This window comes from Rathayibacter sp. VKM Ac-2926 (assembly GCF_022815565.1).
Classification (GTDB): Bacteria; Actinomycetota; Actinomycetes; order Actinomycetales; family Microbacteriaceae; genus Rathayibacter; species Rathayibacter festucae.
On sequence record NZ_JALGRS010000014.1, the window covers coordinates 26,841 to 43,126 of the forward strand.

The following is a 16,286-nucleotide window of genomic DNA, read 5'->3' on the forward strand; positions in this document are numbered from 1 at the left end:
GCGGACCGGCCGCCTCAGCCGGCGACCGGGCCGAGGTGGCGGGCGAAGAACCGGGTCGCGTCCTCGGCCGCGAAGTGCGGGACGCCGGTGTGGCCGCCGGTGTTCGCGGAGAGGGTCTTCTCGGGGGAGGCGAAGGCGTCGAAGAGAGCCAGGGCTGCTGCGCGGTCGTTTCCCTCGTCGTCCCACTGCAGGAGGACGTGGAGCGGGACGGTGACCCGCCGCGCCTCCTCCATCGTGATGCGGGGCACGTAGCTCCCGGCGAAGAGCCCGGCCGCAGCGATGCGCGGATCGAGGGCAGCGAGGCGGGTGCCGACGGCGATCACGCCGCCCGAGAATCCGACCTTCCCCGCGATCTCGGGACGACCGAGAACCTCGTCGAGTGTCGTCTGCCACTCCGGTACCGCCCGATCGACGAGGGGGAGGATCAGCCGGTCGACGACGTCCGTCCCCGGCAGGCGGCCGCTGGAGAGTGCCCGGCGGAGGTCTGCTCGAGCCTGTTCGGCGCCGGGCAGCGGGGTGCGGTCGCCGGCCCCGGGCATCTCGATCGCGACGGTGGCGAAGCCGTGGCCCGCGGCGTCGAGTGCTCGCGCGAGGAGTCGGGGACGCATGCGCCGCATCCCGAGCCCGCCGGGCTGGCCGAGGAGGATCAGCGGGACGGGCGCGGTGGCGGAGGCGGCGGGCGGCGTCCAGAGGATGCCGGAGAAGTCGGTGAGGGTGAACTCGCGCTCGAGGACACCCTCGTCGAGGGTGCGTGCGGTGAGGATGTGCATGGTCGTGCCTTTCGGGAGTGCTGCTCGGAGGCGGCGCTCCCGGACGATCTATCGCCCGACCGTGACTCCTCGGAGGAGCACACACGTCGATCCGTTCACGGGTACCACCTCCTGCGTTCCTGCACGGAAGGCAGACGATATCAGCGCCGGGTCGAACGCTGCGAGCAGAGACCCGACGCGCGGGATCGAGGGTCTCCTTCTCGCGTCGCGGTCCAGCAGTGCTCAGGCGTCGCGGCGGGCGCGGTTCTTCTGCCGCCAGTAGGTGAGCGCGATGCCGGCGAGGCTGATCACGACGATGCCGACGAGGACGATGTCGATGTACTTCCCGACGAAGTCCGCGACGCCGGGGATCTGTCCGAGGAAGAAGCCGAGGAGGATGACGCCGGTGGACCAGACGGCCGCGCCGAGGGCGTTGAAGCCGACGAAGTGGGCGTAGTGCATCTTCCCGACTCCGGCGGCGACGGGGGCGAAGGTGCGCACGACCGGGACGAAGCGGGCGATGGTGACGGCCCAGCCGCCGAAGCGGTCGAAGAACTTCTGGGTGCGGGCGACGCTCGAGCGGCTGAACAGGCCGCTGTCCTTGCGCTCGAAGATCCGCGGGCCGGTCTCGCGGCCGATGACGAACCCGAGCTGATCGCCCAGGAACGCGGACGCGGCGACCATCAGGATCACCAGCGGCACCGGGAGGGAGATCACGCCGGTCGCGACGAAGACTCCGGTGAAGAAGAGGAGGGTGTCGCCGGGGAGGAAGAACCCGATCAGCAGGCCCGTCTCGACGAACGCGATCAGGCAGACCAGGGCGATCGCCCAGGGGCCGGCACCGTCGAGGAGGGATTGGGGGTCGATCATCGGTTCTCCTTGCGAGAGGTCGGGTGGGGCTGCGTCGCGGGGATGCGGACGTCGACACCGAGGCCGTGGGGGACGAGGTTGCGGATCGTGAGGTGTCCGCCGGCGGCCCGGCTGAGGCCGGCGACGATCGCGAGCCCGAGGCCGGCACCGCCCTCGCGGGAGCGGGCGGCGTCGGGGCGGGTGAAGCGGTCGGTCGCGACGGCGAGGAACGCGTCGGGGACGCCCGGGCCGTCGTCGTCGACGGAGAGGACGATCTCCTCGGCGCGCTCGACGAGGGTCGCGGTGACGCTGCCGCCGTCGGGCGTCGCGGTGACGGCGTTGGCGAGCAGGTTGTCCAGGATCCGGCCGAAGTCGGTCGGGGAGACCGGGTAGCGGGCTGCAGCGATCGAGGCGGGGGCGACGAAGTCGATCGCGAGCTCCCGGTCGCGGGCGAGCATCCGGGCGCGGTCGACGCTGTCGGCGACCTCCTCGCGCAGGGCCGCCGAGGAGGCGTCCCCGGCGACGGTGCCGGCGTCGATCCTCGACAGGATCAGCAGCCCGTCGGTCAGGGCCTGGAGGCGGTCGATCGAGCGGCGCGCGTCGACGACGTCGGCGTAGAGCGCCGCCGGATCGTCGCGGACGCGCTCGGCGAGCTCGAGGCGGGTGCGCAGGGCGGCGAGCGGGGTGCGCAGCTCGTGACTCGCATCGGCGACGAGCCGCCGCTCCCGGTCCGCGGACTCCCGCAGATCCTCGATCAGCGCGTTCAGCGTCGAGGCGAGGTCGGAGAGCTCGTCGCGGGCCGGCCCGACGGGGAGCAGCTCGGTGGAGCGGCCGCGGCGCAGCCGGTCGGCGATGGCGCGCATCCGGCCGACGGGGCGCAGGGCGAGGCCGACCAGGGCCCAGGACGTGGCGGTGAACGCGACGAACAGGATCGCCAGGGCGATCAGCAGGGTGGTGCTGACGCCGCCGACGACCGCCTCGGCAGTGTCGCGGCTCTCCTCGATCAGCGCCTGCGACGCTCCCGAGCGGACGAGCTCGATCGTGGAGGCGTCGAGGATGTGATCGAGCTGCTCGCGGACGACGATCGCGACGATCCCGAAGAACAGCATCGCGACCAGCAGGCTCGACACCGTGATCCGCACGCGGATCGACAGCGACCGCCAGCTCACGGCTTCACTCCGAGGCGGTAGCCCGCACCGCGCCGGGTGACGATCTCGACCGACGCCCCGCCGGCGGCGAGCTTGCGGCGGAGGTAGCTGATGTACTGCTCCGCGATGTTGTGGTCGACGAACTCCGCGGAGCCCCAGACCTCGAGCAGGATCTCCTCCCGCGGCACGAACTCGCCGGCCCGCGCCGCGAGCGCGCGGAGCACCCCGAACTCCTTCGGGCTCAACGGCAGCACGGACCCGTCGACGGAGGCGGTGTGCGTGTAGGGGTCCACCCGGAGATCGCCGAGCACGACCGGGGCGCGGTTCGTCAGGCGCTCGCGGCGGATCATCGCCCGCAGGCGGGCGGAGAGCTCCTCGAAGTGGAACGGCTTCGCGAGGTAGTCGTCGGCGCCGGCATCGAGGCCGAAGACCCGGTCCTGCAGCGCGTCGCGGGCGGTGAGCATGATCACCGGGAGCGTGGCGCCGGTCGCGCGCAGGTGCCGGCAGATCTCGAAGCCGCTCATGCCGGGAAGCATCACGTCCAGGACGGCCGCCGCGTACTCGGTGCCGCGCGCCGCGTTCAGCGCACCGACGCCGTCGGGGAACAGGTCGACGTCGTAGCCGTCGCCGGTGAGACCTCGCACGAGGAGCTCCCCCATCTCGACGTCGTCTTCCACGACCAGCACCGCGTCACGCATCAGGGCCTCCCACGGTCATGGTCGCACCGACGACGGGCGGGAATCGGCCGGATCCGCGGAGATATGGACGTTCTCAGCGCCGACCGCCGGATGTGGAGGAAGCCACGGGGCGGACCTGCGCGGGTGGTGCGGCGGGTGTGCTGCGGCCCCGGTCCTTGCCGGGGTGGATCTCGATACGCCCGCTGCGCGGGCTACTCGATCAGCATGAATGCGGGCGCGGGCGAGTGCGTCGGGTGTTGTGCGGCAGATGTCCTCGCCGGGGTGGCTCTCCGTGGAAGAAACGCCCGCCCACATGCTGGTCGAGTAGCCCCGAAGGGGCGTATCGAGACCCTCCCACCCCGAGGACGTCGGTCTTTTCCCCGCCCTGCGCTGGCGCCGGAAGCGCCCCCTTCGCTCGATGCGCCCGCTGGGCGGGCTGCTCGATCAGCAGGACGACGCGCGGGGGTGGTCAGCAGCAGGTGCAGGAGGGGCTGCTCTCGGCGGTGAGGGCGGCGACCGGCTGCTTGCAGGCGTCACCCCGCCACGCCTCGAGGCCCTCGCGGACGGCGAAGGCGGCGATGACGAGACCGGCGACCGGGTCGGCCCAGGTCCAGCCGAGGGTGCTGTTGAGCAGCAGGCCGACGAGGACGGCGGCGGAGAGGTAGGAGCAGAGCAGGGTCTGCTTCGAGTCGGCCACGGCGGAGGCGGAGCCGAGCTCCAGGCCGGTGCGGCGCTCGACCAGGGAGAAGGCCGGCATCACGAGCAGGCTGACGGCCGCGAGTGCGATGCCGACGGGGGAGTGCTGCGCCTCGGAGAAGCCGAGCAGGGCGCGGACGGAGTCGACCGCGACGAAGCCCGCCAGGCCGAGGAAGGACAGGGCGATCACGCGCAGGGCCGTGCGCTCGCGGGCGTGCGGATCGCGGCCGGAGAACTGCCAGGCTACGGCGGCCGCCGAGAGCGCCTCGACGACGGAGTCGAGGCCGAAGCCGACGAGCGCGGCGGAGGACGCGACCGTCCCGGCCGCGAGGGCGACGATCGCCTCGACGATGTTGTAGCCGATGGTCGCCGCGACGATCCAGCGGATGCGCCGCTGCAGGACGCGGCGGCGGGCCGGGGCGAGCGGCGCGCGGAGCGGGAGGGCGCTCATGCGCAGTGGCAGCTCTCGCCGGAGCAGCAGTCCGGATCGACCACGAGGACCAGGCGCAGCAGGTCGTCGAGCGCGCCGGCCAGGCGGGTCTCGGCCAGGCGGTACCAGGTGTAGCGGCCGTCCTTGACGGCCTCGACGAGTCCGCAGCCGCGCAGGCAGGCGAGCTGGTTCGACATCACCTGCCGGGACACGCCGAGCGCGTCCGCCAGATCGGAGGGGACGGCCGGCGCCTCGCGCAGTGCGAGCAGGATCCGCGCCCGGGTCTCGTCCGCGAGAGCGGAGCCCAGGCGCGCGAGGGCGGCGGAGTGGGTCACGGTGACGGTGTCGGGCATGCGGCGACGATACACGGACTGCTGTATCGAGCGCGAGGCCCGGGGCGGGCCGGAGGAGCGGGCCGACGGTGGTGGGCGCAGGTGCGTGACGCCTGCGCCCACCAGGTCCTACTCGAAGAGCGAGAGGGTCAGCGAGCCGGAGTAGTCGCCGGCGGCGACGTCGGGCTCGGTGCTCAGGACGAGGTCCGCGGAGGCGGTCCACGCGCCCTCCTCCGCGACCGCGCCGGAGTCGAGGGCCAGGGCGAGCAGCTCCTGATCGACGAGGCCGACCGCGTCGTCCCCCTCGTCCAGCACCGTGTCGACCGGGTCGCCCTCGGTGACGAGACCGGAGTCGCCGCCGTCCAGGAGGCGGGGAGTCCAGCCGAGGTGGTCGGCGCCGATCGGCTCCTGGCCGTCGGGCGCGGTGAAGGCGGATGCGGAGCCGAGCACGTACCAGCCGGCTCCGGCGGGGATCTCCTCCGGGCTCCGCGTGTCGGTGACGGTCACCGTCGGCAGGGCGCCGGTGAACCGGCGGACGAGCTCGGTCGAGCCGTCCTCGGTCAGGGCGGTCGCGCCGGCGGCGACGGTCATCGCGAGCACCCCGGGCGCGGTGGGCTCGGCGATCGAGACGCCGATGTCGACGCTCCGGTCGTCGAGGACGTCGTCGGCGGCGGCCGCGGAGGCGACGGCGGTCAGCAGCAGGGCGCCTGCGGCGACGGCCGCGCAGCGGGCGGCGAGGGCGGGTCTTCTCATGGCGGGGTCTCCTCGGGTCGGGCGGGTCACTTGCAGGTGGTGGCGGAGTACGGGGCGCGCACGGTCGTGGTCGCGGGGGCGCCGTCGACCGTGGCGGTCGCGACGACCTCGACCGCTCCGGCGGGGATCGAGACCGCACGGGTGCTGAACGCGTGCGAGGTGGTCCGGCCCGGGGCGAGCGGAGCGAAGGTCTTCGTCCCGAAGGCCGAGGCGGCCGTCAGCGCGACGGGCACCGCGTCGTCGTTGCGCGCCTGGACGGTGACGACGGCCCTGCCGGCGAGGCAGCGGGTCGACGCGGTGGCCGTGACGGCGACCGCGGGAACGGCGGCCTGGGTGAGGGCGACCTGGTCGAGCGTCCAGAAGGCGCTGTTCTGGCCGGTGTAGCGGAACCGGAACTCGGCGGTGCGGGCGCCGGCCGGGACGTCGATCCGGAGCGTCTCGTTCGCGTTCGTGGTCGCGGTGTAGTTCTTCACCACGACGGGGGCGGCGCCGTCGAAGGAGACCGAGACGACGGCGCTCTGCGGTCCGTCGATGACGTAGTCGGTGGCGTAGGAGAGGGTCGCGGTGGCGCTGCCGTTCACGGGGTACGCCGGGCTGATCAGGGTGGAGTCGAACTGCCCCGCGGCGTGCGTCCTGTCGTCCCACTCGTCGGAGTCCGCGACGGCGAAGACGTCGCGGGCGCGGACGTTGGTCTCGCGCTTCTGGCCGGGCTCGACGCTCGTGAAGAACGAGTCGGTCGCGAAGGACCAGCCCGACCACTCCCGCACGCCTCCGGCGGGCATCGCCGAGTCGTCGATCCGCCAGCCCTGGGGGGCGGTGCGGGTCCAGCCGAGCAGCCCGGCCGCCGGTCGCGTCTCGTCGAGGCGCGGCTGCAGGGCGGGCCGCAGGGTGTCGAAGGCGTCGGTCGACGGCGTGCCGAGGGCGATGCCGTCGAGGGTCCAGGCGGGGTCGTTCGCGAGGCCGTTGACGGCGAGGACGGTGGGGGCGATGTCGACGATCTTCACGTCGTTCCGCGTGGAGCCCGCGGCGATGCCGGGGCCGGACGCGATGACGAAGACCTTCCGCTCGGCGAGGCTGTTCCCGCCGTGCCCGCCGGTGGGGGTGTGGCCGTGGTCCGCGGTGACCAGGATCGTCCACTGCTCGCTCGCGTAGCTCGGGCGGGCGCGGACGGCGGCGATCATCTCGCCCAGCTGGGCGTCGGCGCGGGCGAGGGCCGTGGCGTAGGCGGCCCCGTTCGTGCCGACCGAGTGCCCGGCGCCGTCGACCTCGTCGAGGTGGACGAAGGTGTTGTCGGGGTTGCCGTTCGCCAGGTAGTCGACGGCGGTGGCGGTGGTCTGCGCGTCGCCGCCGCCGGTGCGGCGGACGTCGACGGCCGAGCCGAAGATCGTCTCGGCGACGGGGGACCAGGTGGCGACGACCAGGCTCGAGCGGGAGGGGTCGGCGGCCTCGATGCGGCTGAGGTAGTCCGGGTACTGCCCGAAGCGCGGGGCGGTGAACGCGTTGTCGACGACGCCGTGCTTGTCGGGCCAGGCGCCCGTGGCGATGGTCGACCAGCCGGGCCCGGACACGGTGCCGGACATCGGCGCGGCGTAGAGGTTCGAGCTCGAGGTGAGTCCCTCGGCGCGGAGGGAGTCGAGCGCGGGCATGTCGGCCGCGTCGAGCTGGTCGAAGGAGGCGCCGTCGATGCCGACGACGAGGGTCTTCGCGGTGCGGGTGCCGGAGGGCAGGCCGTTGTAGGTGGTGCCGGCGGCGAAGGCGGACGGCGCGGCGAGCAGCAGGCCGCCGATCACCGCCGAGACGCAGACGGCGCCGAGGGCGCGGAGGGGCAGGGACATCGACGACTCCAGGAGGGGTGAGGTGGAGCGCGGAGGCGACCGCGCGCCGCCAGACTGCCCACGTCTGTACCTATCTGGACGCCGATGGCGAGGATATGAAGACACGTTCAGCGGCTGTTCACCCCGGGCGCGGCGGGCGGGACGGGCGCGGACGAGGCCGGGTGAACGATTCCGCGACGGCGACGAGGGGCCTCCGCCCGTGCGGTACCGTCGTCCCGATAGCGCCTAGGGTTCCGGGACGACACGTCGTCCGGCTGGTTCGAGCGGCGCCACGGATCTCCGCCATCGGAGTCCGTCATCTCAAGGGACAGAAGCCTGGAGGACCGCTGCGGCGCGCGTCGGCGCGCGCGGAAAGGTCCCGAACATGTCTGCCTTCGTCCTCGCCCTCGTGCTGACCGCGGCGCTCTGCCATGCGGCGTGGAACGTCGTCGCGCACCGGGTCAGCGGCATCGGGCTGCCCTTCCTCTGGTGGGGGGCGGTCGCGAGCACGCTGGTCTGGGGACCGCTCGTCCCCTTCACGGGAGGGCTCGGCTCGGGCGACGATCTGCCGCGCGGGCTGCTGCTCGGCGCGGGCGTCTCGGGGCTGCTGCACGTCGGCTACATGGTCGTGCTGCAGGCGGGCTACGCCCGGGGCCGGCTGTCGACGGTCTACGCGACCGCCCGGGGGACGGGTCCCGCGCTCAGCGCCGGGCTGGCGGTGCTGCTGCTCGGGGAGCGGATCTCGCCGGTGGCGGTGCTCGGCGTCGCCGTCGTGGTGACCGGGGTGATCGCCACCGGGCTGATCGACCGGCCGACCGCGCAGGCCCCCTCGGGGCGCCGCCTCGTCGACCCGGGCATCCTCTTCGGTGTGCTCACCGGCGTCGCGATCGCGGTGTACACGATCTGGGACGCGCACGCCCTCCGGACCTGGGGGCTGTCGCCGGTAGCGTTCATGGTCGGCTGCACGATGGTCGAGATCGTGGTCTACCTCGTGCCGCTGCGCCGGCGGCGGGCGGAGCTGCTGCCCGTCCTCCGGCAGCACTGGCCGCGGGTGCTGGCGTTCGGGGTGCTCTCGCCGCTCTCCTACATCCTGGTGCTGCAGGCGGTGACCCTCGCGCCGGTCGCCCTGGTCGCGCCGATGCGCGAGATGAGCGTGGTCCTGGTGTCGCTCTTCGGCGCACTGGTGCTCCGCGAGGGCTCGGCGGTGCGGCGGATCGCGGCCTCGCTGGTGGTGGCCGGCGGGATCGTGCTGCTCTCGGTCTGAGGGCGCGGCTCAGAGACCGACCGGGCGGATGAAGTGGGCGCCGTCGCGGCGCCGTCCGGTCGCCGAGACGGTGAAGCGGACGATGTCGCTGCGGTAGCGGTCGTCCGAGGCCTCGAAGGTCCGGCCGTCGGCGTCGCGGGTGATGCGGTGCAGGCGGAGCACGGGGGAGCCGGGCGCGAGCTCGAGCAGCTGCGCGTCGGTCTCGTCCGCGGCCACGGCGTCGATCTCGTGGTCGACCTCGGCCGACTTCCAGCCGCGCGAGTCGAGGAACTCGGTGATCGAGACCGTGTCGAGGTCGACGTCGAAGAGGTTGCGGCCGGCCGGCTCGATGAAGGTCAGCCGCTCGAGCATCGTCGGCCGGTCGTCCAGCGAGCGCAGCCGGAGGACGTCGACGACGAGCTCGCCCGGCTCGATGCCGAGCAGGGCGGCCTGGTCGGCGTCCGAGCGCCGGAGCGAGACCTGCTGGGTGAGCGCCCCGGGCCGCGCGCCCATCGTCCGCGCCCAGCGGGTGAAGGGGATCGAGACGTCGACGGCCTGCTGGGCCTTGCGCTCGATGACCCGGCTCGGGCGACCGCGGGTGGTCTCGATCAGGCCCTCGCTGCGCAGCGCCGCCAGGGCGTTGCGGATCGGGCCGCGCGACGTCTTCCACTTCGCGGCGAGCTCGCCCTCGGTCGGGACCTCGTCGCCGGGGGCCAGCAGGCCGCTCGCGATCGACTGACGCAGGTCGTCGGCGATCGCCTTGTACATCACATCAGCCACGTAGGCACCTTACTGGGCGGACGGTTCCTTTCTGAGCGGCGCGGCACCGGGCCCGCCGGTGAATCGCGTGCCGCGCGCGGCAGTCGCAGGAGATGGGTGAACACGTCGTGAACAGTGGCGAGATAGGTACATACGTAGGCACCCGGTGCGGCAGAGTTCCAGTCGTCCCCCTCGACGCCCTCCGCCCGAAAGGCCATCATGCAGACCCGTGCCCGCCTGACCCCCTTCTCCCGATCGGCCCTCACCGCGCTGGCCGCCGCCGGCGCCCTCGCGCTCCTGGCCGGCTGCTCCGGCACCGCGTCGGCCGGCTCGACCGCCGCCGGCGACGCCGAGGGCGGCTTCGCCGTCGACTCGAGCACCCTCGTCTTCGGCGTCGTCCCCGACTCCGTCGACACCGAGACCAACTACCAGCCGCTGATGGACTACATCGCGCAGGAGACCGGCAAGACCGTCGAGTACCACGAGTCGACCGACTACGCGGCGCTGATCGAGGCGGCCATCGCCGGGCAGATCGACGTCGCCAGCTTCTCCGGCTTCACCTACGTCACCGCCACGAACAACGGCGCCGAGCTCACCCCGATCTCCTCGATCGTGACCTCCGAGGGGCAGGAGCCCGGCTACTACTCCGAGGCCATCGTCCCCAACGGCAGCGACATCGCCTCGATCGCCGACATGAAGGGCAGGAAGGTCTGCTTCGTGGACCCGTCCTCCACCTCCGGCTACCTCTTCCCGAGCTACAACCTGATCGAGGCGGGCCTGGACCCCGAGACCGACATCACGCCGGTGTTCGCCGGCAAGCACGACGTGTCGGTGCAGAAGGTCGGCGAGAACGTCGAGTGCGAGGCCGGCTTCGCGGAGGACAGCGAGGTCGAGAAGTCCGACGCCGTCACCGTGATCGAGCGGACCATGGTCCCCGGCGCGCCGATCGTCGAGTCGGACGCCCTCCCGGACGACTTGAAGCAGCAGCTGAAGGACATCCTCTCCGACGTCACCATCGACGACATCATCGCCGCGGGCGTCGAGTCGGCCGACAGCGACGGTTTCCGCAGCGTCTTCTACGAGACCAAGCCGGTCGACGACGCGTACTACGACCAGATCCGCGAGATCTGCGAGGCGACCGACGCCACGCAGTGCCAGGCCTGACCCGGCGCCCCGCCGTCGAGCGCTGAACCGACCGACCCGACCTGGAGACTCCGATGACGACTTCCTCCCCTCCCGCGGCCGACGCCGTGGTCGAGATCACCGACCTCACCAAGCGCTTCGGCGCGACGACCGCGCTCGACGCGGTGTCGCTCACCGTGCGCCGCGGGGAGATCGTCGTCCTGCTCGGGCTCTCCGGGTCGGGCAAGTCCACCCTTCTGCGCCACGTCGACGCCCTCGAGGCGCCGACGAGCGGCGCGGTCCGGGTGCTCGGCGAGGACGTGCCCGCGCTGCGGGGCGGTCGGCTGCGCACGCTCCGCGGGAAGGTGGGCTTCATCTTCCAGCAGTTCGAGCTCGTGCCGTCGCTGACGGTGCTCGAGAACGTGCTGACCGGGGCGCTCGCGGAGCTGCGTGGCCCCAGGCTGGGCCTCTGGAGCTACCCGAAGGCGAAGAAGCTGCGCGCGCTGCAGCACCTCGAGCGGGTCGGCCTGCTCGAGCGCGCCTACCAGCGCGCCGACACCCTCTCGGGCGGGCAGCAGCAGCGCGTCGCGATCGCGCGCGCCCTGATGCAGAACCCCTCGATCCTCCTGGCGGACGAGCCCGTCGCCTCCCTGGACCCCGAGTCGAGCGATCAGGTCATGGGTCTGATCCGCGAGATCGCCGCGGAGGAGGGGCTCACCGTGCTCTGCAGCCTGCACCAGGTGGACCTCGCCATCTCCTGGGCCGACCGGATCGTCGGCCTCCGGCACGGCGCGGTCGTCCTCGACACTCCCGCGGCGGGGCTGTCCAAGGCCGAGGTCATGGAGATCTACGGCCGCGTGGCCACGACGACCTCGGAGCTCGAGGCCGTGCAGAACGAGCTGCTCACACCGGAGGCCACCCGATGACGGCCGTGCTGCCGCCGCGCACCGCGCGCCGCCCGGACCCGGCCGTCGCCGCGCGCGCTCCGCGGCCGCGGCGCTCCCCGGAGCGGATCGCCGCGGTCCTGACCCTGCTCGCCCTCGCGGGGCTCGCCGTCGCCGCGCTGATCGAGGTCGACATCTCGGTGCCGCGGATGCTGCAGTCGCTCTCGAACGCCGAGCGCTTCCTCGGCCGGGTCGGCGCGATCAGCTTCCCCGAGCCGGCCGAGCTGCTCGCCCTCACCGCGCAGACCCTCGGCCTGGTGCTCACGGGCACGCTGCTCGCGGCGGTGCTGTCAGTGCCGCTGGCGTACCTCGCGGCGGCCAACACGACGCCCGGCCACGCGGCCCGGGGTGTCGCGCGCTTCCTCGGCGTGCTGGCCCGTGCGATACCGGACGTCGTCCTCGCGATGGTCTTCGTGCTGATGTTCTCGCTCGGCTCGCTGCCCGGCATCCTCGCGATCGGCCTGCACTCCGTCGGCATGATCTCGAAGCTGTTCGCCGACGCGATCGAGCAGATCGACGAGGGACCGCGCCTGGCGATCCGCGCCGCCGGCGGCACGAGGCTGCAGGAGTTCACCTCGGGCGTGCTGCCCCAGGTGCTGCCGTCCTGGGTCGCGACGGTGCTGCACCGCAACGACATCAACCTGCGCGGCTCGGTGATCCTCGGCTACGTCGGCGTCGCGGGCCTCGGGCTCGAGATGTCCTACGCCTTCAAGTCGCTGCAGTACGGGCGGGGCATCGGCATCGCGCTGGTGATCTTCGCGCTCTGCGTGGCGATGGAGATCGTCTCGAGCTCGGTGCGCGCGGCGATGCTCGGCCGCGGCGCGTCCGGGTCCGGCGCGTCGGGCTCCGGCCCGGTCGGCGCGCTCGTGCGCCGGTTCCGAGGCGACCGCGCGAGCGGCACCGCGGGGCGGCCGGCGGCCACGACGCCGCGGTCGACCCCGGAGTCGGCGCTGCGCCGGCCGTGGACACCCGCGCGCCTGCGGAACGCCCTCGCCGGCGTCGTCACGGCCCTCGTGATCGTCGCGGGCGTCGTCGTCAGCGACATCACCTGGAGCGACGCGCTCACCTTCTGGGGCCGCGTCCCCGCCGTCGCGGCGCAGTTCTGGCCGCCGTCGTTCGGCAGCTACGACGCCGGCACGATGGTCGAGGCCATGCGCGAGACGATCGCCATCGCTCTCGCGGCGGCGCTGCTCACCGTCGTCGCGTCGGTGCTGATCGGCTCGCTCGCCGCCCGCAACGTCGCCCCGACCCGCGGCGCCCGCAGCGGCTTCCGGCTGCTGCTGGTCGCGGTCCGCGGCGTGCCCGAGCTGATCCTCGCCATCCTGCTGATCGTCGTCTCGGGGCTCGGCACCCAGGCCGGCACGATCGCCCTCGCGGTCGGCGGGGTCGGGCTGCTCGGCAAGCTGATCGCCGACTCGCTGGAGGAGGTCGACTCCGGACCGGAGCGCGCCCTCGTCGCGACCGGCGCCACCCGGCTGCAGGTCTACGCCGGAGCGACGCTGCCCCAGGGGGCGCGCGCGATGCTCGGCCACACCTTCTACTTGCTCGACACCAACATCCGCGCGGCGACCCTGCTGGGCATCGTCGGCGGCGGCGGGATCGGCTACTACCTGCTCAACGCCGCGCAGGGCTCGAACTACGCGACCGTGACCGCGATCGTCCTGATGATCCTGGTGACCGTGCTCGTCGTCGAGGGCCTGGCGATGTGGCTGCGGAAGGTGCTCCGATGAGCGCCCGGTACGACGTCGCCGTCGTCGGCTCCGGGATCGTCGGTCTCGGCGCGGCCTACGCCGCCGTCCGCCGGGGGCTGAGTGTCGTGGTGCTCGATCGCACCGCCGCGTCGATGGGCTCGACCGTCCGCAACTTCGGTCACCTCTGCTTCACCCCGCAGGCGGGCGAGGCGCTGCGCTACGGGCTCGCGGCCCGGGAGGCGTGGCTGCGGCTCTCGCGGGATGCGGGCTTCGCGCTCGGCCGCCGCGGCACGCACATCGTCGCGCGCCACGCCGACGAGCTCGCGCTGCTGGAGTCGGCGGCCGCGCAGGCGCCGTTCGGCTTCGGCGACGGCCCCGAGATCGAGCTGCTCGACGCGCGGCAGACCGCGGCGGTGACCCCGGTCGACCCCGCGGTCGTCGTCGGGGGAGCGGTGCTGCCCTACGACCTGCAGGCGGATCCGCGCACGGCCGCGGCCGCGATCGTCCGGCACCTCGCCGAGCTCGGCGTCGAGTTCCGGATGCGCACGGCCGTCGGGCGGGTCGCCGAGGGCGTCGTGGAGACCAGCCGGGGCGCGATCCTCGCCGACACGATCGTCGTCGCGGTCAACCACGACCTCGATCAGCTCCTCCCCGAGCTCGCCGAGGCGCACGACGTCGTCCGCTGCTCCCTCGACATGCTCCGCGTGGAGCTGCCGCTGCGCGCTCCGCTGGCCGCGCCGCTGCTGACGGGCTGGTCGCTCGTGCGCTACAGCGGCTTCGCGCGCCTGCCCGAGGCCGCCGCGGTGCGGGCCCGGCTGCACGCCGAGCGGCCGGACCTCGCGGCGATCGACCTCAACCAGATGTACACGCAGCTGCCCGACGGGAGCGTCGTCGTCGGCGACTCCCACCACCGCTCGATCACGCCGGAGCCGTTCCAGTCCGAGGCGACCGCGGAGCTCCTCCTCGAGGAGACCGCCCGCCTGTTCGGGGCGGCGCCGCGGGTGCTGGAGCGCTGGCAGGGCGTCTACGCCAGCGGGCGCGACGAGTTCCTCGTCGCCGAGCCGATCCCGGGCGTCCTCGTGCGCACCGTCACCACGGGCATCGGCATGACCACCGGGCTCGGTCTCGCCGAGACCACCCTCGCGGACCGCTTCGACAGCACCGCATCCCTCCTCGTCTCCTCGGAAGGCCGCTGATGACCAGCACGATCCCCGCTCCCGCTCCCCTCGGCACCGCCGGTCCCGGCCCGGCCCTCGCCGGCATCGAGCTCGTCGTCCTGGACATGGCGGGCACCACCGTCACCGACGACGGGGTCGTCGAGCAGGCGTTCCAGCGCGCGGCCGAGCGCACCGGCGTCGCCGACCGCCTGCCGTGGGCCGAGGCGCTCGACTACGTGCGCGAGACGATGGGGCAGTCGAAGATCGACGTGTTCACGCACCTCGCCGGGGGCGACGTCGCCGCCGCGGAGCGGGCGACCGCCGCGTTCGAGGACGCCTACGCCGAGCTGATCCTCGAGGGCGCCGCCGCGCCGATCCCCGGTGCCGAGGAGCTGCTGCGCGAGCTGCGCGCCGCGGGGGTCGCCGTGGCGCTGACCACCGGCTTCGCTCCCGTCACCCGCGACGCGATCCTCGACGCGCTCGGCTGGCGCGACCTCGTCGGGATCGCCCTCTCGCCGGCCGACGCCGGCCGGGGCCGCCCCGCGCCCGACCTCGTCCTGACCGCCGCTCTGCGCGCGCGGGTCAGCGCGATGAGCGCCGTCGCGGTGGTCGGCGACACGGCCAGCGACGTCCTCTCGGGACTGCGCGCGGGCGCCGGGCTCGTGGTGGGCGTGCTGAGCGGAGCGCACGACCGCAACCGCCTGAGCGCGGCCGGCGCGCACGCCGTGATCGAGGACGTCACCGCGCTGCGCACGCTGTCACTGCGATGAGGACGGCGACCGCGCCGCCGCGCATCGATCCGGAGTCGCGGCGCGTCGAGCTGCGGCCCTCCGCCACCGCCATGGTCTGGCTGGCACCGGACCGCCCGCACGAGGCGGTCGCGTTCGTCACGGTCCGGCTCGCGCCGGGCGACGTGCTGGTCGAGATCGAGCTGGCGACGATCTGCGGCTCGGACGTGCACACCGTGCACGGCGACCGGAGCGCTCCCGCGCCGCTCGTCCTCGGGCACGAGCAGCTCGGTCGCGTCGTCGAGCTCGGCACCGGCGGGCCCCGCGCGCTCGACGGCTCGCTCCTCGCCGTCGGCGACCGCGTGCTGTGGTCGATCGCCGCGAGCTGCGGATCCTGCGACCGCTGCGCGGGCGGGCTGCCGCAGAAGTGCCGGTCGCTGCGCAAGTACGGCCACGAGCGGATGAGCGACGCCTGGGCGCTGTCCGGCGGCTTCGCGACCCATGCGCACGTCGTCGCGGGCACGCCGATCATCCGGCTGCCCGAGGATGTGCCGGCCGCCGTCCTGGCACCCGCGTCCTGCGGGACCGCCACCGCCTGGGCCGCGCTCGCCGCCGCCGAGGCCGTCCGTCCGCTCGCCGGGGCCGACGTGCTGATCAGCGGCGCGGGCCTGATCGGGCTCACCGCGGCGGCGATGGCGACGGACCGCGGGGCGGTCGTCACCCTCCTCGAGCCGGATCCCGCTCGCCGCGCGCTCGCCGAGCGCTTCGGCGCCCGAGCGCGGCGACCGGAGGAGGAGGGCGGCGAGTTCGACGTGGTCCTCGAGGCGTCCGGTGCGCGGGCGGCCGTCGGCTCGGCGCTCGCCCGTGCCGCGGTCGGCGGCGTGGTCGTCCTGGTCGGCAGCGTCTTCCCGACCGAGCCGGTGCCGCTGGACCCGGAGCGCGTGGTGCGCGGGCTGCTGACCGTGCGGGGCGTGCACAACTACACGCCCGAGCACCTCGCCGCGGCCTCGGCGTACCTCGTCGACCGCTGGCAGGCGTGGCCGTTCGCCGGTCTGGTCGGCGAGACGGTGGCGCTGGCGGATCTCGACGAGGGGATCCGGCGCGCCTCGGGCGGTGCGGTCCGCGTGGGCGTCTCGCCGATCGCGCCGCACTGACACCGCCGCACTGACACCGCCGCACTGACACCGCCGCACT

16 protein-coding genes are annotated in these 16,286 nt (G+C 73.7%); 7 read left to right on the forward strand and 9 right to left on the reverse strand.

Going from position 1 to position 16,286, the window contains the following annotated elements:
• Positions 1-14: 14 nt before the first annotated feature.
• The 8 genes from MT351_RS16910 to MT351_RS16945 all read right to left on the reverse strand — a co-directional run bounded on the left by MT351_RS16910 (position 15) and on the right by MT351_RS16945 (position 7,469).
• The gene (locus tag MT351_RS16910; protein WP_123735736.1) at positions 15-770 is read right to left on the reverse strand and encodes an alpha/beta hydrolase; all 756 of its coding nucleotides are present in this window, start codon (positions 768-770) and stop codon (positions 15-17) included.
• A gap of 222 nt (positions 771-992) precedes the next feature.
• Positions 993-1,619 (reverse strand): DedA family protein, encoded by a 627-nt coding sequence (locus MT351_RS16915; RefSeq protein ID WP_243582747.1) that lies wholly within the window; start codon positions 1,617-1,619, stop codon positions 993-995.
• On the reverse strand, positions 1,616-2,767 hold the full coding sequence (locus MT351_RS16920) for a cell wall metabolism sensor histidine kinase WalK (RefSeq protein ID WP_243582748.1): 1,152 nt from the start codon (positions 2,765-2,767) through the stop codon (positions 1,616-1,618). The genes MT351_RS16915 and MT351_RS16920 overlap by 4 nt, the downstream gene beginning before the upstream one ends.
• The gene (locus MT351_RS16925) at positions 2,764-3,444 is read right to left on the reverse strand and encodes a response regulator transcription factor (RefSeq protein ID WP_123735733.1); all 681 of its coding nucleotides are present in this window, start codon (positions 3,442-3,444) and stop codon (positions 2,764-2,766) included. Before MT351_RS16925 ends, MT351_RS16920 begins: the two co-directional genes overlap by 4 nt.
• A 448-nt stretch (positions 3,445-3,892) precedes the next feature.
• Complete coding sequence (locus MT351_RS16930; protein WP_243582749.1) at positions 3,893-4,570, reverse strand: cation diffusion facilitator family transporter; 678 nt, start codon at positions 4,568-4,570, stop codon at positions 3,893-3,895.
• Entirely contained in the window at positions 4,567-4,902 is a 336-nt protein-coding gene (locus MT351_RS16935; protein WP_243582750.1) for a helix-turn-helix transcriptional regulator, read from the reverse strand. Before MT351_RS16935 ends, MT351_RS16930 begins: the two co-directional genes overlap by 4 nt.
• A 108-nt stretch (positions 4,903-5,010) precedes the next feature.
• Positions 5,011-5,634 (reverse strand): hypothetical protein, encoded by a 624-nt coding sequence (locus tag MT351_RS16940; RefSeq protein WP_243582751.1) that lies wholly within the window; start codon positions 5,632-5,634, stop codon positions 5,011-5,013.
• A gap of 26 nt (positions 5,635-5,660) precedes the next feature.
• Positions 5,661-7,469, reverse strand: a complete 1,809-nt coding sequence (locus tag MT351_RS16945; protein WP_243582752.1) for an alkaline phosphatase family protein — start codon at positions 7,467-7,469, stop codon at positions 5,661-5,663.
• A 364-nt stretch (positions 7,470-7,833) separates the two neighbouring features.
• Between MT351_RS16945 and MT351_RS16950 the strand changes: the two genes are divergently transcribed.
• Entirely contained in the window at positions 7,834-8,712 is an 879-nt protein-coding gene (locus tag MT351_RS16950; protein WP_243582753.1) for an EamA family transporter, read from the forward strand.
• Between the two features lie 9 nt (positions 8,713-8,721).
• Here MT351_RS16950 and MT351_RS16955 read toward each other — a convergent pair whose 3' ends face one another.
• A complete protein-coding gene (locus tag MT351_RS16955; RefSeq protein WP_243582754.1) occupies positions 8,722-9,471 on the reverse strand; it encodes a GntR family transcriptional regulator in 750 nt (249 codons plus the stop codon).
• 198 nt (positions 9,472-9,669) lie between these two features.
• Here MT351_RS16955 and MT351_RS16960 point away from each other — a divergent pair, with 198 nt between their 5' ends.
• The 6 genes from MT351_RS16960 to MT351_RS16985 are packed head-to-tail and all read left to right on the forward strand — an operon-like array spanning position 9,670 to position 16,246.
• On the forward strand, positions 9,670-10,614 hold the full coding sequence (locus MT351_RS16960; protein WP_243582755.1) for a phosphate/phosphite/phosphonate ABC transporter substrate-binding protein: 945 nt from the start codon (positions 9,670-9,672) through the stop codon (positions 10,612-10,614).
• A gap of 53 nt (positions 10,615-10,667) precedes the next feature.
• A complete protein-coding gene (phnC, locus tag MT351_RS16965; RefSeq protein ID WP_123733147.1) occupies positions 10,668-11,498 on the forward strand; it encodes a phosphonate ABC transporter ATP-binding protein in 831 nt (276 codons plus the stop codon).
• Positions 11,495-13,246: an ABC transporter permease gene (locus MT351_RS16970; RefSeq protein WP_243582756.1), complete on the forward strand. Its 1,752-nt coding sequence runs from the start codon at positions 11,495-11,497 to the stop codon at positions 13,244-13,246. The genes phnC and MT351_RS16970 overlap by 4 nt, the downstream gene beginning before the upstream one ends.
• A complete protein-coding gene (locus MT351_RS16975) occupies positions 13,243-14,403 on the forward strand; it encodes a TIGR03364 family FAD-dependent oxidoreductase (protein ID WP_243582757.1) in 1,161 nt (386 codons plus the stop codon). Before MT351_RS16970 ends, MT351_RS16975 begins: the two co-directional genes overlap by 4 nt.
• Positions 14,403-15,134: an HAD-IA family hydrolase gene (locus MT351_RS16980; RefSeq protein ID WP_132436184.1), complete on the forward strand. Its 732-nt coding sequence runs from the start codon at positions 14,403-14,405 to the stop codon at positions 15,132-15,134. Before MT351_RS16975 ends, MT351_RS16980 begins: the two co-directional genes overlap by 1 nt.
• Complete coding sequence (locus tag MT351_RS16985; protein WP_243582758.1) at positions 15,131-16,246, forward strand: zinc-binding dehydrogenase; 1,116 nt, start codon at positions 15,131-15,133, stop codon at positions 16,244-16,246. The genes MT351_RS16980 and MT351_RS16985 overlap by 4 nt, the downstream gene beginning before the upstream one ends.
• The last annotated feature ends 40 nt before the right edge of the window (positions 16,247-16,286 follow it).